Source organism: Micromonospora sp. KC213 (assembly GCF_004348325.1).
Taxonomy (GTDB): domain Bacteria; phylum Actinomycetota; class Actinomycetes; order Mycobacteriales; family Micromonosporaceae; genus Micromonospora.
Window position 1 is genome coordinate 14,144 of record NZ_SMKF01000029.1, and the last position, 21,570, is coordinate 35,713.

The 21,570-nt window shown below is 74.3% G+C and carries 19 protein-coding genes; 7 read left to right on the plus strand and 12 right to left on the minus strand.

Annotated elements, in window-relative coordinates; translation table 11 throughout:
* Positions 1-205: 205 nt before the first annotated feature.
* The gene (gene hpt / locus E1166_RS09450; RefSeq protein ID WP_132264721.1) at positions 206-781 is read right to left on the minus strand and encodes a hypoxanthine phosphoribosyltransferase; all 576 of its coding nucleotides are present in this window, start codon (positions 779-781) and stop codon (positions 206-208) included.
* 91 nt (positions 782-872) lie between these two features.
* Positions 873-1,127 carry a hypothetical protein gene (locus E1166_RS09455; protein WP_132337613.1) on the minus strand — a complete coding sequence of 85 codons (255 nt, stop codon included), beginning with the start codon at positions 1,125-1,127 and terminating at the stop codon, positions 873-875.
* 42 nt (positions 1,128-1,169) lie between these two features.
* Here E1166_RS09455 and E1166_RS09460 point away from each other — a divergent pair, with 42 nt between their 5' ends.
* Positions 1,170-2,135 carry a helix-turn-helix domain-containing protein gene (locus tag E1166_RS09460; RefSeq protein WP_132337615.1) on the plus strand — a complete coding sequence of 322 codons (966 nt, stop codon included), beginning with the start codon at positions 1,170-1,172 and terminating at the stop codon, positions 2,133-2,135.
* A gap of 18 nt (positions 2,136-2,153) precedes the next feature.
* Here E1166_RS09460 and tilS read toward each other — a convergent pair whose 3' ends face one another.
* From tilS to dacB, 3 genes are all read right to left on the minus strand, one after another.
* Positions 2,154-3,143: a tRNA lysidine(34) synthetase TilS gene (gene tilS, locus E1166_RS09465; protein WP_132337617.1), complete on the minus strand. Its 990-nt coding sequence runs from the start codon at positions 3,141-3,143 to the stop codon at positions 2,154-2,156.
* 10 nt (positions 3,144-3,153) lie between these two features.
* Entirely contained in the window at positions 3,154-4,221 is a 1,068-nt protein-coding gene (locus tag E1166_RS09470; protein ID WP_132264731.1) for a zinc-dependent metalloprotease, read from the minus strand.
* An 83-nt stretch (positions 4,222-4,304) separates the two neighbouring features.
* The gene (gene dacB, locus E1166_RS09475) at positions 4,305-5,795 is read right to left on the minus strand and encodes a D-alanyl-D-alanine carboxypeptidase/D-alanyl-D-alanine-endopeptidase (RefSeq protein ID WP_207914126.1); all 1,491 of its coding nucleotides are present in this window, start codon (positions 5,793-5,795) and stop codon (positions 4,305-4,307) included.
* 307 nt (positions 5,796-6,102) lie between these two features.
* On the opposite strand from dacB, the gene E1166_RS09480 reads away from it, so the two are divergent.
* Positions 6,103-6,609 (plus strand): inorganic diphosphatase, encoded by a 507-nt coding sequence (locus E1166_RS09480; RefSeq protein WP_132337622.1) that lies wholly within the window; start codon positions 6,103-6,105, stop codon positions 6,607-6,609.
* A 54-nt stretch (positions 6,610-6,663) separates the two neighbouring features.
* Here E1166_RS09480 and eccD read toward each other — a convergent pair whose 3' ends face one another.
* Positions 6,664-8,064: a type VII secretion integral membrane protein EccD gene (eccD, locus tag E1166_RS09485; RefSeq protein WP_132337624.1), complete on the minus strand. Its 1,401-nt coding sequence runs from the start codon at positions 8,062-8,064 to the stop codon at positions 6,664-6,666.
* 101 nt (positions 8,065-8,165) lie between these two features.
* On the opposite strand from eccD, the gene eccCa reads away from it, so the two are divergent.
* The 3 genes from eccCa to E1166_RS09500 all read left to right on the plus strand — a co-directional run bounded on the left by eccCa (position 8,166) and on the right by E1166_RS09500 (position 14,349).
* Positions 8,166-12,125, plus strand: coding sequence for a type VII secretion protein EccCa (eccCa, locus tag E1166_RS09490; protein ID WP_132337626.1), 3,960 nt, complete (start codon positions 8,166-8,168; stop codon positions 12,123-12,125).
* A gap of 75 nt (positions 12,126-12,200) precedes the next feature.
* Positions 12,201-13,556 carry a type VII secretion-associated serine protease mycosin gene (mycP, locus tag E1166_RS09495; RefSeq protein WP_132337628.1) on the plus strand — a complete coding sequence of 452 codons (1,356 nt, stop codon included), beginning with the start codon at positions 12,201-12,203 and terminating at the stop codon, positions 13,554-13,556.
* Between the two features lie 40 nt (positions 13,557-13,596).
* Entirely contained in the window at positions 13,597-14,349 is a 753-nt protein-coding gene (locus E1166_RS09500; RefSeq protein WP_132337630.1) for a phosphatase PAP2 family protein, read from the plus strand.
* A gap of 37 nt (positions 14,350-14,386) precedes the next feature.
* Here the strand turns inward: E1166_RS09500 and E1166_RS09505 are convergent, their stop codons facing one another.
* Genes E1166_RS09505 through E1166_RS09530 form a run of 6 tightly spaced genes read right to left on the minus strand, consistent with a single transcriptional unit; the run spans position 14,387 to position 19,724 of the window.
* Entirely contained in the window at positions 14,387-15,565 is a 1,179-nt protein-coding gene (locus tag E1166_RS09505; RefSeq protein ID WP_132337632.1) for a MarP family serine protease, read from the minus strand.
* A 58-nt stretch (positions 15,566-15,623) separates the two neighbouring features.
* Positions 15,624-16,322: a CoA pyrophosphatase gene (locus tag E1166_RS09510; protein ID WP_132337635.1), complete on the minus strand. Its 699-nt coding sequence runs from the start codon at positions 16,320-16,322 to the stop codon at positions 15,624-15,626.
* Between the two features lie 13 nt (positions 16,323-16,335).
* Complete coding sequence (locus E1166_RS09515) at positions 16,336-16,998, minus strand: TlpA disulfide reductase family protein (protein ID WP_132337637.1); 663 nt, start codon at positions 16,996-16,998, stop codon at positions 16,336-16,338.
* Positions 16,995-17,783, minus strand: a complete 789-nt coding sequence (gene nth, locus E1166_RS09520; RefSeq protein ID WP_347813016.1) for an endonuclease III — start codon at positions 17,781-17,783, stop codon at positions 16,995-16,997. The genes E1166_RS09515 and nth overlap by 4 nt, the downstream gene beginning before the upstream one ends.
* A 52-nt stretch (positions 17,784-17,835) precedes the next feature.
* Complete coding sequence (locus E1166_RS09525) at positions 17,836-19,002, minus strand: CapA family protein (protein ID WP_132337641.1); 1,167 nt, start codon at positions 19,000-19,002, stop codon at positions 17,836-17,838.
* Positions 19,003-19,013: 11 nt separating this feature from the next.
* Positions 19,014-19,724 (minus strand): adenosylcobinamide amidohydrolase, encoded by a 711-nt coding sequence (locus E1166_RS09530; protein WP_132337643.1) that lies wholly within the window; start codon positions 19,722-19,724, stop codon positions 19,014-19,016.
* 213 nt (positions 19,725-19,937) lie between these two features.
* Between E1166_RS09530 and E1166_RS09535 the strand changes: the two genes are divergently transcribed.
* Positions 19,938-20,615, plus strand: coding sequence for a Crp/Fnr family transcriptional regulator (locus E1166_RS09535; RefSeq protein ID WP_088976469.1), 678 nt, complete (start codon positions 19,938-19,940; stop codon positions 20,613-20,615).
* 174 nt (positions 20,616-20,789) lie between these two features.
* Entirely contained in the window at positions 20,790-21,548 is a 759-nt protein-coding gene (locus tag E1166_RS09540) for a metallophosphoesterase family protein (protein ID WP_132337645.1), read from the plus strand.
* The last annotated feature ends 22 nt before the right edge of the window (positions 21,549-21,570 follow it).

Here is a 21,570-nt window from a genome sequence, read left to right on the forward strand (position 1 = left end):
GGTCGAGGAGCCGGACGCGGAATCGCCCCCACGTCACCGCGACCTACCGTAGCCGGATTCACTGAGAGCCCGCTGAACGTCCAGCCCGTGCCGCACCGCCCACGACCCGCGATGTGATCGACTTCGGTTGCGTCACGCGGCGGCGCCCACCGCGCCGAACACCCCCACCTGCCGCAAACCGCGACGCCGGCGCGAGGGTTCGACCTCAGGCCCGGGCGTACACCTCGGGCCTGAGCACGCCGACGTACGGCAGCTCGCGGTACCGCTCGCCGAAGTCGAGGCCGTAGCCGACCACGAACTCGGTCGGGATGTCGAAGCCGACGTACTTCACCGGCACGGTGACCTTCACCGCCTCCGGCTTGCGGAACAGGGCAACCACCTCGACGCTGGCGGCCGACCGCGACTCCAGGTAACGCAGCAGCCAGGAGAGGGTGAGTCCGGAGTCGACGATGTCCTCCACCACGACCACGTGCCGGCCGGCGATGTCCCGGTCCAGGTCCTTGAGGATGCGGACCACACCGGAGGAGGAGGTGCCCTGGCCGTACGAGGAGACGGCCATGAACTCCAGCTCGACCGGCGGGCCGTGCCGGCCCAGCGCCCGGGCGAAGTCGGCCATGAACATGACCGCGCCCTTGAGCACGCAGACGAGCAGGAGTCCGTCGTCGACGCCGGCGTAGTCCGCCGAGACCTGCTTGGCCAGTTCCGCGGTCTTCTCGCGGATCTGCGCCTCGGAGATGATGACGTGATCGATGTCGGCGTCGTACCAGGAGCCGTCAGCCATGACTCCTAGCCTGCCCCATGGCGACTGGCCTCCGTCGACGGGGCCGCCCCTCCGGGAGCGACCCCACCCCAAACTTTTCCGGCAACCCGGACTAATTACCCCAGCGGACCCGGGAGCACCAGCGGCGGCCCTGGTCGGTCGGCTTCCAGTCGGCCGAGTCCCGGGTGTCGGCCGTGAGACCGGCCGCCGAGGCGACGGCCAGGCCGACCAGAAAGAGCAGAAGCAGCAGAAACTCCATGGCGGCGCTCGCTTTCGCGTTGTCTTGGATGTTCTCGCCGCCGGTGCGCACCGGACTGACACCAGTCTCCGCCGGGCCCGCCGGGTCGAACAGTGGCAGAAATGCCACCGCACCTCGATTTTCTGCCGCCGGTGGGGTTACCCTCGTCACATGCTTCGTTCGGTCGCCGTCGTCGCCCTCGACCGGGTCGCCCCCTTCGAACTCGGCGTGCTCGCCGAGGTCTTCGGCACCGACCGCACCGCCGACGGGTTCCCCGGCTACCGGTTCTCCGTCTGCACCGCCGACGGCGGCCCCGTTCGTACCTCCTCGGGCTTCGGCCTCACCCCGCACGCCGATCTCGCCCCGGTCGACGATGCCGACCTGGTCGCCGTCCCCGCCCACGCCCAGGGCGGCGAGATCCCGCCGCCCGTGCTGGACGCGCTGCGCCGGGCCGCCGAGCGCGGCGCGTACCTGCTCAGCGTGTGCTCGGGAGCGTTCGTGCTCGGGGCCGCCGGGCTGCTCGACGGCCGGGAGTGCACCACCCACTGGCGGTACGTCGACGAGTTGCAGGCCCGCCACCCACTGGCCCGGGTCCGGTGCAACTCGCTCTACATCGCCGACGGCACGGTGCTCACCAGCGCCGGCACCGCCGCCGGCATCGACGCCTGCCTGCATCTCGTACGTCAGGAGCACGGCTCGGCCACCGCCACCCGACTGGCCCGGCGGATGGTCGTCCCACCGCACCGCGACGGGGGACAGTCCCAGTACGTCGAGGCGCCCATCCCGGCCACCCCCGACGCGCCGACCCTGGAGCCGGTGCTGCGCTGGCTGATGGGGCACCTGGACCGGCCGACCACGGTGGACGAGCTGGCCGCCCGGGCCGGCATGTCACCACGTACCTTCGCCCGCCGGTTCCGGGCCGAGACCGGAACCACGCCGCACGACTGGCTCACCAACCAGCGGGTGCTGCTGGCCCGACGGCTGCTGGAGGAGACCCGGCTGACCGTGGAGGAGGTCGCCGACCGGGCCGGCTTCGGCGATGCCGCCGCCCTACGACACCACTTCGCCCGCCGCGTCGGCACCACACCCCAGGCATACCGCAGCACCTTCCGCGACCGCCTCGAACCCGCCGTCTGACGCGCCCCCGGGCGGGTCTCAGTCGACGGTGTGCAGCCGGCCGTCCCGGCGGGCCACCCGCATTCCCCCCGGCAGCGCCGTCGCGCCCTGCCCGTGCCAGTCGGTGACCAGTGCGTCCAGCGCGGCGACGTGCCGGTGAGAGAGCGCGGCCGGTGACGCGCCCAGTTCCCGTGCCCAGGCGTGCAGCACCCGGGTACGCACCGCCCGGGGCAGCGCGGCCAGCGCGCCGGCCGACAGCGCACCCTCCGTCCCGACCCGCGCGGCGGCGAGCGCGGCGGCGGCCAACTCGTCCAGGACGGCGGTGTCGGCGGCAACCAGCCGGGCGGTGCGGGCCAGGTTGTCCAGCACCCCCTCGCCGAGCGCGCCGACCAGCGCCGGCAGCACGTCGGCGCGGACCCGCGCCCGGGCGTACGACGGGTCGGTGTTGTGCGGGTCCTGCCACGGTGTCAACCCGAGTGCGGCGCACGCCGCCCGGGTCTGCTCCCGGGTGACGTCGAGCAGCGGGCGCAGCAGCGGCACCCCGTCCAGGTCGCGGCGCGCCGGCATTCCGGCCAGACCGCGCGGCCCGGCCCCCCGGGCCAGCGCGAGCAGCACCGTCTCGGCCTGGTCGTCGCGGGTGTGTCCGAGCAGCAGCGCGGCGGCCCGGTGCCGGCGGGCCGCGGCGGCCAACGCCTGGTAGCGGGCGTCGCGGGCAGCCGCCTCGGGACCGCCCGGCCGCCCGGCGACGGTCACCGGGACCGCCTCCACCGGATCCAGCCCGACCTCGACCGCCCAGCGGGCCACGGCGGCGGCCCGCCCGGCCGAACCGGCCTGCAGGCCGTGGTCGACGGTGACCAGGCCCGCGGGGCGACCCGCCCGGGACGCGACGAACGCGACGGCGGCAGCGAGGGCGAGCGAATCGGCCCCGCCCGAGCAGGCGACCAGGACCGGCCCGTCGCCGGACAGCCCGGTCAACGCACGGCGGACGGCGGCCCGGACCGCGGCGACCGGCGGAGCGAGAGCGGCCACGGCCGTCCGCTCAGCCGGCGGCCGGGGTGGTGTCGCCAGGCCCGTGCACCCGGGCCACCCAGGCGTCCGGGTCGCCCAGTTCGTCGAGGCGGGGCAGGGTCAGCGGGGAATCGAAGATCTTGTTGAAGCCGGCCATGCCGACCCGCTCGACCACCCCGTGCACGAAGGTGCGGCCCTCGGCGTACTGGCGCAGCTTGACGTCCACGCCCAGGAGCCGGCGGATCGCCTTCTCCAGCGGGTTGCCGGCCTCCCGGCGCCGGTTGAACCCCGCCCGGATCTGTTCGACGCTGGGGATGACCTGCGGGCCGACGCCGTCCATGACGAACTCGGCGTGCCCCTCCAGCAGGGTCATCAGGGCGGTGAGCCGGTCCAGCACGGCCCGCTGCGCGGGGGTCTGCACGATGTCGAGGACGCTGGCACGGCTGTGCGGATCCTTCACCGCGTCGGAGAGGGTGCTCACCCCCCGGCGCAGCCGCTCCAGCAGGTGCTCCCCGCCCTGCGAGGCGTCCACGAACGCCTGCACCTCACCCAGGAAGTACGCCCGCATCCACGGCACGGCGGTGAACTGGGTGCGGTGGGTGACCTCGTGCAGGCAGACCCAGAGCCGGAAGTCGCGCGGGTCGGCTGCCAGCTTCCGCTCGACCTCGACGATGTTGGGCGCGACCAGCAGCAACTGCCCGGGGTCGGCGGAGAAGACCTCGTACTGACCGAGGACCCGCCCGGAGAGGTAGGCCAGCACGGTGCCGGCCTGCACCCCGGTCACCCGGGAGCCGACCGCCTCGGTGAGCGGACCGGGTTGCTTGTCACCGGAGAGCCGGCTGACCAGCGGCGTGATCACCTCGCGCAGCCCGGCGATGTTGGTCGCCGCCCAGTCCCGCCGGTCCACCACCCGCACCGGCGGGTGGGCCACCTGCGAACGCAGTCCGGTGTAGTCGGCGACGTGCCCGGCCGCCTCGTCGGTGAGCCGCCGCAGGTCGCCGACCGCCTCGGCGGCCTCCGCGTACGACACCCGCGGGCCCGACTTGCCCAGCGCCCCCGCGGTCGCGGCGGCCAGATCCCAGTCCACGAACTGCGCCATGAACCCACCGTACCCGCGGCGGAACACCCCGGCCGGGCGTGCGGCCGGCCCGGGCGGCCACCGGAGCCCGCGCCGCGGGTGGGTCAGCGGCAGCCGCAGCTCGCCAGGGCGCCGGTGATCCGGTCGAGCGCCTGCCGGGTGGGGTCGGTGTCGCCGACCGCCCGGTCGGTGAGCACGGCGAAGCTGAGCAGCCGCCCCTCGGCGGTGGTGACCAGCCCGGCGATGGAGTGCACGCCGGTCAGCGTGCCGGTCTTGGCCCGTACCGCACCGGCCCCGGCCCTGGTCGCGGCCACCCGGTACCGGCCGCCGAGGGTGCCGGACCAGGCGGCGACCGGCAGGCCGCCGAAGATCGCGGCGAGTTCCGGGTGCCGGCCGTTGCCGGCGAGCGCGATCAGGTCGGTCAACAGGGACGGGCTGATCAGGTTCTGCCGGGACAGGCCGCTGGCGTCGGCGAGGCGGATCTCGTCGGCCGGCAACCCCAGCTCGGCGACCACCGCGTCCATCGCCGCCGCCCCACCGGCGAACGAGGCCGGCTGGTTGCGGGCCAGCGCCACCTGCCGGGCCAACGCCTCGGCGATCACGTTGTCGCTGTCGCTGATCATGATGTCGACCAGCCGGATCATCGGAAGCGACTCGACCTTGCCCAGCTCGGTGCCGGGCGCCGGGGCGGCACCGGTGGACCCGCCGGCCTCCGCCGGGGCTTTCCCCTTCCCCACCCGGGCGTCGTCGCCGAGGCCGAGCAGCCGGGCGAACGCGCGCCCGGCCGCGAGGTCCGGCTGGGCGAAGCGCACCGCCGCGCCGTTCGTGTCGTCGAAGGTCCGCCGGGCGGTCGCCGGATCGCGTCGCGCGCCGTCGGTCATCAGCGCGGTGATCGACGCGCCGTACCCGCCGGTCGGGATGTCGTCGTCCCAACCGGGGCCCTGCACCGGCCCGGGGAAGAGCGTGGAGTCGACCGTCACCCTGGTCGGTGCCGTCCCGCCGAGCGCCTGCTTCACCTGCTTGGCGAGGGTGTCGAGGCGGGCCGCGCCGGGGTAGAAGCCGTCGCCGTTCACCGCCAGGGTGGGATCGCCGCCACCGACGAGTACCACCTCGCCGGGGGTGGCTCCGGCGACCGCCCGGGTGGGGATTCGATGGCCGGGACCGCGCGCCGCCAGCACGGTCACCCCGGTGACCAGCTTGGTCACCGAGGCGGGCACGGTGCCGTCGTCGCCGCCCCGCGCGTAGAGCGATTGCCCCGTCGTCACGTCGGTCACCGACACGTTGACCCGGCTGCCGAGCACGGCCTGCCCGAGCAGCGGCTCGATGGCGGCGCGTACCCCGTCGGGGGTGGGCTGCGGGGCGGTGGCGTCCGGCCCGGCGAGCACCGGCACCGGGTCCGGCTCGGGGGTCCGGGCGGTCGACGGCGCGGCGGCCGGGTCACCGAACCACCCGGCGACCGGGCCGGGGCGGATCACCACGGCGGCCCCCGCCAGCGCCAGGAGCACGACGGCGAGCAACGCGACCGGCAGCAGCCGGCGGCGGCGCGGCGGCGCGGGCGGGGCCGCGGGCCCCGCGCCCACGGGCAGCGCGGACATCGGGGCGGCCACGGGCGGAGGAGCCGGGGCCGGGGATCGGTCCGACGGGTGCGCCCCCGGCACCCGGACCCGCCCGGTGGCACCGCCGGAAGCGGGTCGCTGCGACCCACGTCCGGCAACCTCCTCCGGGCGGTAGTGTGAATCTTCCCTCCCCACGGACCCCTCCTCCGTCCTCCGCAACAGCCTTGGGCGACACTACTTCGGTCCGAAGACTATGCGGCGTCCGGAGCCGGTGGGTGGCGATCACCCGGGCCGGGGCGTCAGTGGTTCCGTTCAGCCAACGTGGGCAGACGAGGGAGCGTGGGAGATGGATTTCGACGTCACGGTTGAGATCCCGAAGGGTCACCGCAACAAGTACGAGGTGGACCACGTGACCGGCCGGATCCGGCTGGACCGCACCCTGTTCACGTCGACCCAGTACCCGGCCGACTACGGCTTCATCGAGGGCACCCTGGGCGAGGACGGTGACCCGTTGGACGCCCTGGTGCTCGTCCCCGAGCCCACCTTCCCCGGCTGCCTGATCCGCTGCCGCACCATCGGCATGTTCCGGATGACCGACGAGAAGGGCGGCGACGACAAGGTCCTCTGCGTCCCCTACGAGGACCCCCGCCAGGAGCACCTGCGCGACATCCACCACCTGGGTGAGTTCGACCGGCTGGAGATCCAGCACTTCTTCGAGGTCTACAAGGACCTGGAGCCGGGCAAGTCCGTCGAGGGTGCCACCTGGGTCGGTCGGGTCGAGGCCGAGGCCGAGATCGCCGCGTCGTACCGCCGGGCCAGGGAGGCCGAGGCGCGAGGCGAGTCCACGCACTGACCATCCACGTCGACGAAGGCCCGGGCGTTGCTGGCCCGGGCCTTCGTCGTACGGTCAGCCCAACAGTCCGCGCGCGGCGTCGTAGAGGTCCAGCACCGCGCAGGCCACCGGCACCACCGCCACCACCAGTGCGGTGTCGGTCAGGTCGGCCACCCGACCCACGTACGGCGAGACCGGCCGGCGGGCGTACGTCGTACCGGCCGCCACCGCGGTCAGCGCCACCAGCAGGCCGCCCACGGCCAGCGCGAGCAGGCCCGCGTGACCGGCCCGGGCGGCGAGCAGCACCCCGAGTACCGTGGCGCCGGCCAGCCCGGCCAGCACCGGGGGCACCCGGTGTCGGACCGCCACGAAGAGCCGGGAACGCAGCAGCAGCACCGCCGAGATCACCGCCACCAGCAGCCGCCCGGCCCCGCCCCCGGCGACCCCGAGCACGTACCCGGCGCCGACCGTGAGCACGGCGTGCCCGAGCAGCATCCCGGTGAGCATCTCCTCGGTCCGGGCCACCGCCGCGTGCACCCGGCCCCGATCCGGCAGGTCGCGTACGCCGTCGGGGCCACCGGTCGGCCCGGCCGGCAGGCTGATCGGCGGCAGCGGCATCTTGCCCAGCCGGATGGCCAGCAGCGGCAGCACGCCCAGAGCGAAGACCAGCACGCAGGCCAACACCGCCGCCGTGCCGGCCGGGTCGAGCAGCAGCCCGCCGAGAGCGGCGCCCACGCCGACCACGCCGACGGTCGCGCCGGCCACGAAGACCCGCAGCCAGGTGGCTGCGCCGAGCAGGCCGAGCACCGCGACCAGCACCAACGCCACCGAACCGGCCAGCAGCTCGGGGGCGCCCAGCCACGGCAGTGCCCGGAACACCCCGACCGGATCTCCGGAGGAGACCGCGACGGCGCCGGCTGCGAAGGCGTACGGCAGGGCGTACCCGCCGAGGGTGGCACCGGTCGTGCCGTCCCCGTACGCCCGGGAGGCGACCGTGCCGGCGACGGCGAGCACCAGCGCCACGGTGGCCGCCACCGACCACCCGGCGCGGTGCTGCGGCCCACCGGCCAACACGGCGACCAGACCGACGGCGAGCGGTACCGCCGCACCGGCGAGCGCGGCGGCCCGGGTGGCCGGGGGTGACCAGGCGCTGCCCCGCCGGCGGGCCCCGTCAGCGATCGCCTCGACCACGTCGTCGTACTCGAGTTCCGGCCACTGCTCCCGGGCCGGCACCAGATGCAGCACCTCGCCGTCGCGGACCCCCTGCGGCAGCAGCGCCTGCGCGGTCACCAGGACGGTGCCGTCGGTGCGCCGGAGCAGCCAGCCGCCGTGCCGCTCGCCGTCGTCGGCCAACCCCTCACCGGCGTGCCGCAGCACCTCGGGCAGCAGCTCGGCCAGGGGAACCTGCTCCGGCAGGGCCACGTCGACGCGGCGCCCGGGGGCGCTGATGGTGACCTTTGCCAGCCCGGTGGTCATCGACGGTCTCCATATCGATCGGGGACGACGGCTGACGAACGAAGGGGACTTTACCTACCATGAGCCAGGCTCGGGTTACCGAGCGCTACAGGGAGGCCGTCGTGTCCACTGTCGTCATCAAACGGCCGCCGCGCCGGCCGGCGCCGGAGATCCCGGTCGGTGAGCTGCCCGTCGAGGCACCCCCCGAGATCCCGCCGGTGACCGGGGGCCGCTGGCAGCAGGCGCTGATGGTGCTGCCGATGCTGGGCGGCAGCGTGGCGATGGCGATGATGTTCGGCCGGGGCGGTGGCCCCTACTCGTACCTGGTGGGCGGGCTGTTCGGGCTCTCCTCGCTGGCGATGCTGATGACCTCCTGGGGCAGCGCCTCGGGCACCCCGAAGAAGTCCGAGATGATGGCGGCCCGCCGGGAGTACCTGCGGCACCTCACCGCGCTGCGCCGCCGGGTCCGACAGGCCGCCGGGCAGCAGCGGGCCGGGCTCTACTACCGGCATCCCGACCCCGGGCGGCTCTGGTCGACGGTGGACAGCCACCGGGTCTGGGAGCGCCGCCCCGCCGACCCCGACTTCGCGGTGGTCCGGGTCGCCGTCGGGCCGCAGACCCTCGCCACCCCGCTGGTTCCCCCGGTCACCCGGCCGTTGGAGGAGCTGGAACCGATGACCGCCGGGGCGTTGCGGCGCTTCCTCGACGCGTACTCGGTGGTGCCGGACCTTCCGGTGGCGCTCTCGCTGCGCAGCTTCGCCCGGGTGTACGTCAAGGGTGAGCCCGGCCCCGGCGGCGCCCCGCACACCGGCTCCCCGGCCGCGCAGGCGCTGGCCCGGGCCGTGCTCACCCAGCTCGCCGTCTTCCACGCCCCGGACGAGCTGCTGATCGCCGTCTGCGCCGGCCCGGAACGGCGGGAGCTCTGGGAGTGGGTGAAGTGGTTGCCGCACGCCCATCACCCGAGCCGCACCGACGCCCTCGGCCCGGTGCGGCTGGTCACCAGCTCCGCCGCCGCGCTGGAACGCCTCCTCGACGAGGTGCTGGCCAACCGGTCTCGGTTCAATCCGGCCGGGCCGGTCACCGACGGGCCGCACGTGGTGGTGCTGCTCGACGGCGGCGACCCGACCGGCGCCGTCGACCTGACCGGCGACGGCGGCATCGACGCGGTCACCGTGATCGACCTGGACACCCCGCCGCCCCGCCTGCTCGACCGGTACGCCGTGCTGCTGGAACTGCGCGACGGGCGACTGCACTCGTGGTCGGCGGAGGAGCACGCCGAGGTGGGTGCCGCCGACCGGCTGGACCCGGCGGACGCCGAGGCGGTGGCCCGACGGCTCGCCCCGCTCCGGCTGGCCAGTACCGTCCGGGGCGGCGAGGCCGCGCCGGGGACGGAACTGGGCCTGCCCGAACTGCTCGGCATCGGCGACCCGGAGGGGTTCACCGCCGAGCAGGGCTGGACGCCCCGCGCGCCGAGGGACCGGCTGCGGGTGCCGATCGGCGTGGGCGCCGACGGCGGCGCGATCGAACTGGACCTCAAGGAGTCGGCGCAGGACGGCATGGGCCCGCACGGGCTGCTCATCGGGGCGACCGGCTCGGGCAAGTCGGAGCTGCTGCGCACGCTGGTGCTGGGGCTCGCCGCCACGCACAGCTCCGAACAGCTCAACTTCGTGCTGGTCGACTTCAAGGGCGGGGCGACCTTCGCCTCCTTCGACCGGCTGCCGCACACCGCCGCGGTGATCACCAACCTGGTCGACGCGCTGCCGCTGGTCGATCGGATGGTCGACGCCATCAACGGGGAACTGATGCGCCGGCAGGAGCTGCTGCGCCGGGCCGGCAACTTCGCCAGCCTGCGGGACTACGAGAGGGCCCGGGCCGCCGGCACCCCACTCGCCCCGCTGCCGTCGCTGCTGCTCGTCTGCGACGAGTTCTCCGAACTGCTGTCGGCCAAGCCCGATTTCATCGACCTGTTCGTCCAGATCGGACGGCTGGGCCGGTCGCTCGGCGTACATCTGCTGCTGGCCAGCCAACGCCTGGAGGAGGGGCGGCTACGCGGGTTGGACACCCACCTGTCGTACCGGATCGGGCTGCGGACCTTCTCCGCCCTGGAGTCCCGGACGGTGCTCGGGGTGCCGGACGCGCACGAGTTGCCCCGCTCCCCCGGGCACGGGTACCTGCGGGCCGGTACCGACCCGCTGGTCCGGTTCCGGGCCGCGTACGTCTCCGGGCCGGTACGGCGCCGGGGCGGCGCGGCCGGTGTCGGTGCGGGGAGCACACCCCGGCTGCTCACCTTCTCCACCCACCTGGTGCCGGTGCCCGAACCGGCCACGCCCGCGACGCCGCCCGCCGGGGAGGAGGAGACGGAAAGCCTGCTCGACACGCTGGTCGCCCGGCTGGCCGGGCAGGGCCCACCCGCGCACCAGGTCTGGCTGCCGCCGCTGGGCCCCTCACCCACGCTGGAGGAACTGCTCGGCCCGCCGGGCGTCGACCCGCAGCGCGGCCTCACGGTCACCAACCCCGAGCTGCACGGCGCCCTCCAGGTGCCGGTGGCGCTGGTCGACAAGCCGTTCGAGCAGCGCCGCGACCTGCTCTGGCTGGCGCTGGACGGGGCGGCCGGGCACGTCGCGGTGGTGGGCATGCCGCAGAGCGGCAAGTCGCACGCCCTGCGCACGTTGATCACCGCGCTGGCGCTCACCCACACCCCCACCGAGGCGCAGGTCTACTGCCTGGACTTCGGCGGCGGCGGGCTGGCCGCGCTGCGCGATCTGCCGCACGTGGGCGGGGTGGCCGGGCGGGCCGACCCGACGACGGTCCGGCGCACCGTCGGCGAGATCGCCGCCGTGCTGGTCGACCGGGAACGCCGCTTCGCGGAGCTGGGCGTGGAGTCGATGGCGGCCTGGCGGCAGCGACGCCGGGCGCTGGCCGCCGCCGGGCAGCCGACCGTCGACCCGTACGGCGACGTCTTCCTGGTCGTGGACGGCTGGGCCACGCTGCGCAGCGAGTACGACGACCTGGAACCCCTGATCACCGATCTGGCCACCCGGGGTCTGTCGTACGGGGTGCACGTGGTGGCGAGCGCGGTGCGCTGGATGGACTTCCGCCCGGGGATCCGCGACCTGTTCGGCTCCCGCGTCGAGCTGCGCCTCGGCGACCCGTCGGATTCGGTGGCGAAGCGGCCGGCGGCGGCGACCGTGCCCGAGAAGACGCCCGGCCGGGGCGTCACCGCCCAGGGTCTGCACTTCCTCACCGCCCTGCCGCAGCTGACCGGCGCGGACCCGGGCGAGCTGGTCAAGGCGGTCGGGGCGGCGTGGTCCGGCCCGCCGGCGCCACCGGTCCGCCTGCTGCCGCCGGTGCTGCCGTACGCCGAACTGGACGTCGCCGCCGGCACCGGGCTGGCCTTCCCGGTCGGGGTGGCCGAGGCGGACCTGCGTCCGGTGCTGCTGGACTTCGTCGCCGAGCCGCACCTCATGGTCTTCGGCGACGCCGAGTGCGGCAAGTCGTCCTTCCTCCGTGCCTTGGCCACCTCGATCGCCACCCGGTTCACCCCGGAGCAGGCCCGAATCATCGTGGTCGACTACCGGCGCAGCCTGTTCAGCCTCCAGGAACTGCCGCACTGCATCGGGTACGGCAGCGCGGCGCCGTACACCACCGAGCTGATCGAGTCGGTGTCCGGTTACATGACGGCCCGGATGCCGGGGCCGGAGGTCACCCCGGCGCAGCTGCGCGAGCGGTCCTGGTGGACCGGGCCGGAGCTGTTCGTGCTGGTGGACGACTACGACCTGGTGTCCAGCGGCCCGACGAACCCGCTGCACGGGCTGGCGGAGCATCTGCCGCAGGCCCGCGACATCGGGCTGCACCTGGTGCTGACCCGCCGGTGCGGCGGCGCGGGCCGGACCCAGTACGAGCCGATCGCGCAACGGTTGCGGGAACTCGCCACCGCCGGTCTGGTGATGAGCGGCAGCCCGGAGGAGGGGCAACTCGTGGGCGGGGTCCGGCCGGGCCCGCTACCCCCGGGTCGAGCCCGGTTGGTGACCCGGCGGGAGGGCGTACGCCTGGTCCAGCTGGCACACCTTCCGGTGCCGTGACCTGGCCGGCGCGGAACGACCCGTGACACGCGGGAAAACCGGTAATCTCCCAGCAGCATGTTGTCGTCGCGACGAATGGCTGAGGATGTGACCAGGGTTCGGTACGGCTCCCCGAGCCGCCTGCACCGGCTCGCCCGGCGGGCGCTGCTCGGCGCGGCGGCGACCGCGGTGACGGTCGTCGGTGTGGCTCCGCCCCCGGCGTCGGCCGGTCACCGGCCGCTCACCGCCGCCCTGCCCGCGGTCGTCAGACCGCTGACCGAGCCGGATTTCGCCCCGGTTGAGACCGCCGCCCGGGCCGACCGGATCCGCGACGACCAGTGGCAGCTCGAGGAGTTGCGGGCCACCACCGCCTGGCGCACCTCGATCGGGCGCGGGGTGGTCGTCGCCGTGGTCGACTCCGGCGTGGACGGCTCCCACCCGGATCTCGCCGGCCAGGTGCTGCCCGGCATCGACCTGGTCTCCCCCGGCGGGTCCGCCCAGCCCGACCCGGTGGGTCACGGCACCACGGTGGCCAGCCTGATCGCCGGGCGCAACGACGACAAGAAGGGCGTGGCCGGGCTCGCGCCGGGCGTGCGCATCCTGCCGGTCCGGGTGCTCGACGAGGAGAACCGCTACGACGACGCGATGATCGTCGCCAGGGGGGTGCGCTGGGCGGTCGACCACGGGGCCCGGGTGATCAACCTGTCACTGGGCGGCAGCGGGGACAGCCCGGCCCTGGCCGCCGCGTTGGACTACGCCTTCGCCCGGGACGTCGTCGTGGTCGCCTGCACCGGTAACGTCGCCACCTCGACCAGCCCCCGGGTCTGGTATCCGGCCCGGGAGCCGGGCGTGATCGCCGTGGCCGGGTTGGAGGGCGCCAGCGAGAATCTGTGGTCCGGTTCGATCACCGGCGGCGCCACCATCCTCAGCGCGCCCGCCACCCGGCTGGTCGGGGCCCGTCCCGGCGGCTACTGGGGGGTCCAAGGCACGAGCTTCGCCGCGCCGCTGGTCGCGGCCACCGCCGCCCTGGTCCGGGCCCGGTATCCGGAGATGTCCGCCGGGGACGTGGTGAACCGGCTGCTGGCCACCGCGAAGGACATCGGGCCCGTCGGCCGCGACGACCGTTTCGGGTACGGCCGGGTCGACCCGGTCGCGGCGTTGACCAGAGACGTGCCGCTGGTGCACCACAACCCGCTCGACGACAACAACTCCCCGGGCGTGGTCGGTTTCGGTCCGGCTCCCGGCTCGGCGAACGACACGCGGGCCGGCGGCACCGGCAGCGAACCCCTCGGCTTCACCGCCCCCCGCCAGCAGACCCGGTGGGAGGCCCGGCCGGCGGGTGCCACGGACGACTCGGCGCCCCGTCGGCTCTGGACCGGGGTGGCCATCCTCGTCGCGCTGGTCACCGGTGCCGCGCTGACGATCCGCCGGTTCCGGCAGTGGGGCCGATGAGCCGGGCGTGACGGGTTTGGCGTTGGGTAACAAGTCGACCATGGAAACCCGTGCCCCGGTACGCTCCCCAGCCCGGTCCTGGCGGGACCGCCGGCTCGACCGCGACCATGTGCTGGGCCTGCGCCTGACTCTGGCCGCTGTGGCGGCGTTCCTGGTGCTGGTGCCGTTCGCGCTGCTCGCCTCGCTGGTGGTGGGAAGCTGGCCGCCGCTGCACGCGCTGGACGTCGAGGTGACCGGCGCGATGCACCGGTACGCGCTCGACAACCCGGCGTGGACGTCGACGATGAACGTCTGGACCGAGGTGTTCGGGCCGGGGCCGCTGCGGATCGCGGCCCTGCCGCTGGTGATCGGGTTGTGGCGCCGGGGCGCCCGGCGGCTGGCGGTCTGGGTGGTCACCACGATGGCCGTCGGCGGTCTGCTCGGCCCGCTGCTCAAGGTGCTGGTCGGGCGCCACCGTCCGGACCTGCTCGATCCGGTGTCCGACGCGACGGGGTACGCGTTCCCGTCCGGGCACGCCTTGAACGCCACCCTGGCGGCCGGTGTGCTGCTGGTGATCTTCCTGCCCGCCGTCCGGGACCGGTCGAGGGCCCGGGGCGCGCTCTGGGTGACGGCGCTGGCGCTCGCCGGGGTGACCGGACTGAGCCGCATCGCGCTGGGCGTGCACTGGACCAGCGACGTGCTGGCCGGCTGGCTGCTCGGGGCGGCCGTGCTGGCGGCCACCTGCGCCACGTTCGCCGTCTGGCGGGACCGGCCACCCGGCGACCCGCTGCGCGCTGACGGCCGGGACGGTTAGCCGACCCGGCCTGCCGGCCCTCCGCGCGACCGCGGCGTCAGGTGCAGTCGCCGGTGCCCACCCCGCTGGTACGCTCCGCGCCGGCCAGCGCCACCGACCGCGCCTCGGCGGCGGTCACCGCGAAGCCGGTGTTCGGGTCGTCCGCAGCGGCGGCGAAGATCACCCCGAGCACCAGTCCGTTCGAGGAGAGCAGCGGACCGCCGGAGTTGCCGCTGCGGACCAGCGCCCGGATCGTGTAGATCTCCCGGGTGACGTCGCCGGAGGAGTAGATGTCCGGGCCGGTGATCCGGTCGATGTCCCGGATCCGGGCCGGGCGCGCGTCGTACGGGCCGTCGAGCGGGAAACCCAGCACGATCGCGTCGGCACCGACACCGGCGGTGCCTGCCGCGAACCGCAGCGACGGGCCGGGCAGCCCCGGCACGTGCAGCACCGCCAGGTCGCGGTCCGGGTCGTAGACGACCACCTCACCGTCGTACCGTTCGCCGCGCAGCTCGACCGCGACGGAGCGGGTGCCGGCGACGACGTGCGCGTTGGTCATCACCCGGTCGTCGGCGTACACGAAACCGGAGCCCTCGATGCGGCGGGAGCAGCTCGGCGCGGACCCCAGCACCTTCACCACCGAGCGCTGACTGTTCGCCACCACCTGGGAACCGGCGAGCGCGGGGTCGGGCGGGGACACCTGCCGCGCCTGGGTGCGGCCCAGGCCGCTGAAGACCTCCGGGAAGCCGTTGGTGTCCACCGTGTCGCGCAGCGCGGTGGAGAGCTCCTGGGCCTGGTCCGGCAGAACCTGGTCCACCACGTTGAGCAGGGCGCTGTTCTTGACCGAGGCGGCCAGCCACGGCAGCGAGGACGAGCCGAGCGGGACGGCCACCAGCCAGGCCACCAGCATCACCGCGAAGAGTGACACGAACGCACCGCCGATGTCGTCGGCCCGCTTCGCCACGTCGTTGGTGATCGTCCTGCGCAGGTGTGAGCCGAGCCAGCCCGCCAGCGCCTGCCCGAGCACCGCCAGCCCGAAGACCGCGATCAGGGAGACCAGCACCCGGGTGCCGCTGTCGACGAACTGCCGGGCGAACATCGGGCCCACCTGGAGGCCGAGCAACGCGCCCAGGAAGAAGCCGGAGAGCGACAGCGCCCCGATGGCGAAGCCCTGGCGGTATCCGCTGATCGCGAACACGAGCATGAGCAGGAGCAGAAGGAGATCCACGGCGGACACGGATCAAGGGTACGGGCAGCACGCCCGACCGGGGCGCTGTGCATGCGGAACGTGACGATCAAGTCAGCGGACCGGCCATCTCGTCCACCTCGTCGGTGCCCGCCGACGGCGCCGGGGCGCCCCCGGTGGGCGGCAGATCGACCACCCGGCCGCGCGGCCACGGGCGGGCCCAGCCGCCCATCTCCAGCAGCGTGGCGATCACCCCGCCGGTGAATCCCCAGACCAGCATGCCCCGGACGGAGAAGGCCGGACCGATCCAGCCGCTCGGATGGCGTACCTGCATGCGGTTCTCCGGGTCGACCAGCTCGGCGACGGGCAGCCGGGCGACGTGCGCGACCTCGGCCGGCTCGCGCGGGTGCACCGGGTGTGGCGTGTGCCACCAGGCCAGCACCGGCGTCACCACGAAGTCGCTGACCGGGATCCAGAGCCGGGGCAGCTCGGCCAGGACGGTGACGCTGGACGGGTCGAGCCCGACCTCCTCGTTAGCCTCGCGCAGCGCGGTCGCCGGCGCGTCGGCGTCCTCCGGGTCGGCTGCGCCGCCGGGGAACGCCGGCTGGCCGGCGTGGTTGCGCAACGTCGCGGCGCGCTGGAGGACCAGCACGTCCGGCCCGACCGCCGGTTCCTCGCCCAACAGCACCAGCACGGCGCTCTCCCGGCCGCCCTCCTCGGGGGTGGTGAGCCGGGTGAAGTCCTCGGCCCGGGCGGTGCCGAGCCGGGCCAGCAGCGGGCCCATCCAGTCGGGCGGACGGCCGGTCACCGGCGCACCCCGTTCACGCCGGCACCGCCACGCCGAGGTGCTGCCGCACCAGCGCGGCGAGACGGACGTCGTCGAGGGCGCCGCTGGCGTCGACGTGGCGGACCCGGCCCTCGGCGTCGACCAGCAGGGTGAGCGGGATGGCGTTGCGCCTCAGCTCGCGTTGCAGCGCCTCACCCTGGTCGACCAGGACGGGGAAACGGATGCCGAAATCCTCTCCGATCGCCTGGGCCGCGGTGCGGGTGTCCCGGCTGTTGACGCCGAGCACCTGGAGCCGGCCGGCGGTCCGTTCGCTGAGCTGTTGGAAGGCGGGGAGTTCCTTGCGGCACGGCGGGCACCAGGAGGCCCAGAGGTTGATCACGGCCGGACCCTGGATGTCGCGCAAGGCCACCGGGGCGCCGCCGGTGAAGCAGTTCAGGGTCAGCGCGGGCAGGCGACTCCCGTCGCCGGCCGGCGCGGGCGTACCCGCCGTGACGGTCGCGGCCGGCCCGGGCGTGGGCGTACCCGCCGGCCCGGGCGCGGCGTCGCCCGGCGGGCGGGTGAGTGCGGCGCAGTCGGCGAACGGTGACGGCCGCTCGGCCCGGCCGGTCGGGATGGTGGACCGCTGCGCTTCGGTGCCGGTGCAGCCGGCCACGGCGAGCAGCGCGGGGACGAGCAGGGCGGCGAGTCGCCGGTTCACGGCACCTCCGCGGCGACCGCCTGTGCCGGCACCAGGTCCGGGTCGATTCCGGCGGCGGCCGCCAGGTCCCGGGCGCGGGGGCCTTTGAGCAGCTTCGCGGCGGCGGCCGGCTCGGTTGGCCCGGTCCCGTACGCCGGGCAGAGCTTCGCCAGCGTGCAGGCTCCGCAGGCGGGCTTGCGGGCGTGGCAGACCCGCCTGCCGTGGAAGATGATCCGGTGCGAGAGCATGGTCCACTCCCGTTTCGGGAAGAGCACCCCGATCTCGTGTTCGATCTTCACCGGGTCGGTCTGGGCGGTCAGCCGCCACCGCTGCACCAAGCGCTGGAAGTGGGTGTCGACGGTGATCCCCGGGACGTCGAAGGCGTTGCCGAGGATCACGTTGGCGGTCTTGCGGCCGATGCCGGGCAGGGTCACCAGGTCGGCCAGCCTGCCGGGGACCCGACCGTCGTACCGCTCCACCAGGGCCTGGCCGAGCCGGATGAGCGAGCTGGTCTTGTTGCGGTAGAAACCGGTCGGCCGGATCAGCTCCTCCAGTTCGGCCCGGTCCGCCCCCGCGTAGTCGGCGGCCTCCCGGTAGCGGGCGAAGAGCTTCGGGGTGACCTCGTTGACCTTCTTGTCGGTGCACTGCGCCGAGAGGATGGTGGCGACGGCCAGTTCCAGCGGATTGGCGTGGTCGAGTTCACAGTGCGCGTCGGGGTGCGCCTCGGTCAGTGCCCGACCGATCCGCCGGGCCCGTCGGGTACGACCGAGGTCCGTCTCGGCCCGGTCGGGAGAGCTGACAGTCACGCCGGCCAGCCTACGTCGCCGCTGCGACCACCGGTCGGTCACGCCCGCCGGCTCAGCCGGCCTCCGGCGCGCTGATCGTCCCGTCGGTGCCGAACCGGGCCGCTGTGCTGGGGAAGTCGTTGCGGCTGAGCTGCCGGACCAGGCCGAGACCCTGGTTCGCCGGGTCCATGGTCGGCTTGCCGACGGAGTTCATCCGGGTGGAGGTGAACGAGCCGCCGGCGAAGCTGCCGTCGGGGTGCAGCGACACCTTCAGCACTCCGCCCCAGCCCAGCCGACCGCTCGGGTTGAGCGACCGGCCGCCGCCGGCGAAGTTGCCGAGGCTGTACGCAATCAGCCGGCCCTGGTGGAACTCCATGCCGCGCAGCACGTGCGGGCCGTGCCCGACGACGAGATCGGCGCCGGCCTCGATCACGGCGTGGGAGAACTTCATCGGGTCGCCCCGGTTCTCGCCGTAGAAGATCTCGGTGCCGGGCTTCACCCGGGTTTTGTCGGCGCCCTCGGCGCCCATGTGCACCTGCACCACGACGAGGTCGGCCATGGTGGCGGCCTTCGTGACGACCGCGGTGGCGGCGTCGATGTCGGTCAGGCTGTTCGACCAGGCGTACGACGAGAAGCCGGCCACCGCCACCTTCACGCCCTTGACGTCGACCACGGTGATCTGGTCCGGTGCTCCGGTGTGCTTGAGGCCGTGCTCCTCCAGCGCCTTGCGGGTGTTCGCGTAGCCCTGCGGCCCGTAGTCGTGGCCGTGGTTGTTGGCCTGGTTGAGCAGCTGGAAGCCGGCCTGCTTGAGGTGCGCCGCGTAACCGGGCGGGGCCCGGAACTGGTAGCAGGCGGTGGAGTTCGGCGCGCACTTGCCGGTGCCGGTGTCCTCGGTGAGCGGTTCCTCCAGGTTGCCCATCACCAGGTCGGCGGAGAGGGCGTCGGCGACCTCGTCGAAGAATCCCCGACCGCCGTTCGCGGGCAGCCGGGACGGGGCGTTGCCCATGATGATGTCGCCGGTCGCGGAGAGCGAGATCGCCGCGCGCGGCGCGGGCTGCTCGGCACTGCCGCCGCCGGGCGGCGGGGAACTGCTGGCCCCGGCACCAGCCCCGGGTTGCCACACCGCCCCGGGGTCCGCCGACCGGCCGCAACCGACGGCCAGCAGCACGGCGAGGACCGCCCCGGCGGCGAGCGCGGCACGGCGGGCGGAACGGTAGGGCACAGGCACGGAAGAGGGCATCGCCGGGGACCCTACTCGGGCGGGTGTCGCTCCGCCGCCCGCCGATCGGCCGGAAATCGCCCGGCCACCCGCCGGTCGGACCACGGCACGCAGGGCACGGCACCGCCGTCGCGGACGGCGGCGTGCACCGCCCGGGCCAGCGGCGCGCCCCAGGTGGAGCGGGGTCCGGCGTACGGCTCGATTGGCCCTTCGGCGGGGCAGAGGACGGTGACCGCGTCGGTGGGCGTACCGGTGGCGATCGGACCCAACTCCCGGATCGCCTGGGTCTTCGCCTCGGTCGCGGTGGCGACGGCGTTGACCAGGGCGGCGTCGCCGAGCGCCGCCGGGACGTACGCCACGATGTTGACCGTGCCCACCCGCTGGGCCGGCGCTGCCGGGGCTGGCGCGGCGGCCTGCATCGGGTTGCCCAGCCCGACCGTCGCCCAGACCCGGACGCCGGTGTCGACCCGGCGCACCACCTCGGCGACGTCCACGCCGGTCAGCAGGCCGACCCCGGGCCCGGCCAGGCCCAGCCGGTCGGCGAGCGCGGCCAGGTGGTCCGCCGGGTCGTCGCGGTGATACGACATCGGCACGGTCGCGTTGACGACCCAGTGCCGTACCCCGACCCCGCCGCCGAGGGGGCCCGAGCTGACCGCCCGCAGGGGCGTGTCGACCCGCCACACCAACATCGGGATGTCCCATCCGTCCTCGGGGCGGGTGGTGAGGAAGGGCTCGGTCAGCACGCCGGTCACCCTACGGCCCCGTCGCGGCGACCCGAAGTGACGGGCCGCCGGATACTAGCCCTTGATCAGGTCGGGAAGGTTACGTCCAACGATCAAGTTTCGAGGGGTGCAGCTCTGATTCGTGCTCACATGCACTTAGACTTGGCGGCGCGCGAGGGATAAGCGGACGGCGGACCCGGCCGACGGACGGCGGCGCGCAACCGGAGGTGCGCGATGGACGAGGTACTGGCCCGCAGCGGGATCTTCCAGGGTGTCGACCCGGAGGCTGCCGAGGCACTCGCCAAGGAGATGGAGACGATCGACGTCCGCAAGGGCGAGGTCGTGTTCAACGAGGGCGAGCCCGGCGACAGTCTCTACATCCTCCTGTCGGGCAAGATCAAGGTGGGGCGCCGGGCGGCCGACGGCCGGCAGAACCTCATCGCGGTGATGGGCCCGTCGGACATGGTCGGCGAGCTGTCGCTCTTCGACCCCGGTCCGCGTACGGCGACGGCCACCGCGGTGACCGACACCCGACTGGTACGCCTGCGCAAGCAGGCGCTGCGGCCCTGGCTCAACAACCGGCCCGAGATCGCCGAGCAGCTGCTGCGGGTGTTGGCCCGCCGGCTGCGCCGGACCAACGACTCGCTGGCCGACCTGATCTTCACGGACGTGCCCGGCCGGGTCGCCAAGAACCTGCTGCAGATGGCCGGCCGGTTCGGCACCCGCGACGGCGGCGTCCTGCGGGTCACCCACGACCTGACCCAGGAGGAGATCGCCCAGCTCGTCGGCGCCTCCCGGGAGACGGTCAACAAGGCGTTGGCCGACTTCGCCTCCCGTGGCTGGCTGCGGCTGGACGGCAAGAGCATCATCATCCTCGACCCGGAGCGCCTGGCCCGCCGCGCGCGGGTCTGACGCCACCCGGCCGGGTTTGATCGACACCCGATTGCCGCAGCCGGGGCATCCCGTACCCGCGACAGCCCCGCCTGCGGCACAGTCGAGTCGATCAAGCTGCCCGGGACCGGCTCGCCGCTTCTGCCCGACGCAGAATCCCTCGACATGTCGGCTCAGGATGGTGACGGTGGAGCCATGCTCTACCGAGTCGCTGTCCTGTCCGACGTACATGGGGTCCTGCCGGCGCTGGAGGCCGTACTGGCCGAACCGGACGTGGCGAGCGCTGATCTGATCGTGGTCAACGGCGACGTCGCAGCGGGCCCGCAGCCGGTGGAGGTGCTGGACCGGCTAGCCGGGCTCGGCGACCAGGTGTGCTGGGTACGCGGCAACGCCGACCGGGAACTGGTCGAGGCCCGGGCCGGGCGTCCCAGCCCGATCGACGTCTCGAACTGGGCGGCCGGGCAGCTCCGCGACGACCAGGTCGCCCGGTTGGCGGCGCTGCCGCTGACGGTCACCCTGGAGATCGGCGGCATCGGTCCGGTGCTCTTCTGTCACGCCACACCCCGCGACGACGAGGAGGTCGTCCTGGTCGACTCGCGGCTGGAGCACTGGGTGGACGTGCTCGCCGCAGTGCCGGCCGAGGTCCGCACGGTGGTCTGCGGGCACACCCACATGCCGTTCGTCCGACTGGTCGACCGCCGGCTCGTCGTCAATCCGGGCAGCGTCGGTATGCCGTACGGCGGTCCCGGTGCCTTCTGGGCTCTGCTCGGCCCGACGGGGGTACAGCTCCGGCGCACGATCCTCGACGTGGACATCGCCTGCGCCCGGGTCACTGCCGGGTCGAGCTACCCCGACGCCGCCGCGTGGGCTGATGAGTATGTGCGCTCCCAACACAGCGACACCGACGCGCTGACGGTGTTCGCCCGGTACGACGGCCGCAGCGCTTCCCTGTAGAGCGCAGGGCTCGGGCAGGGGC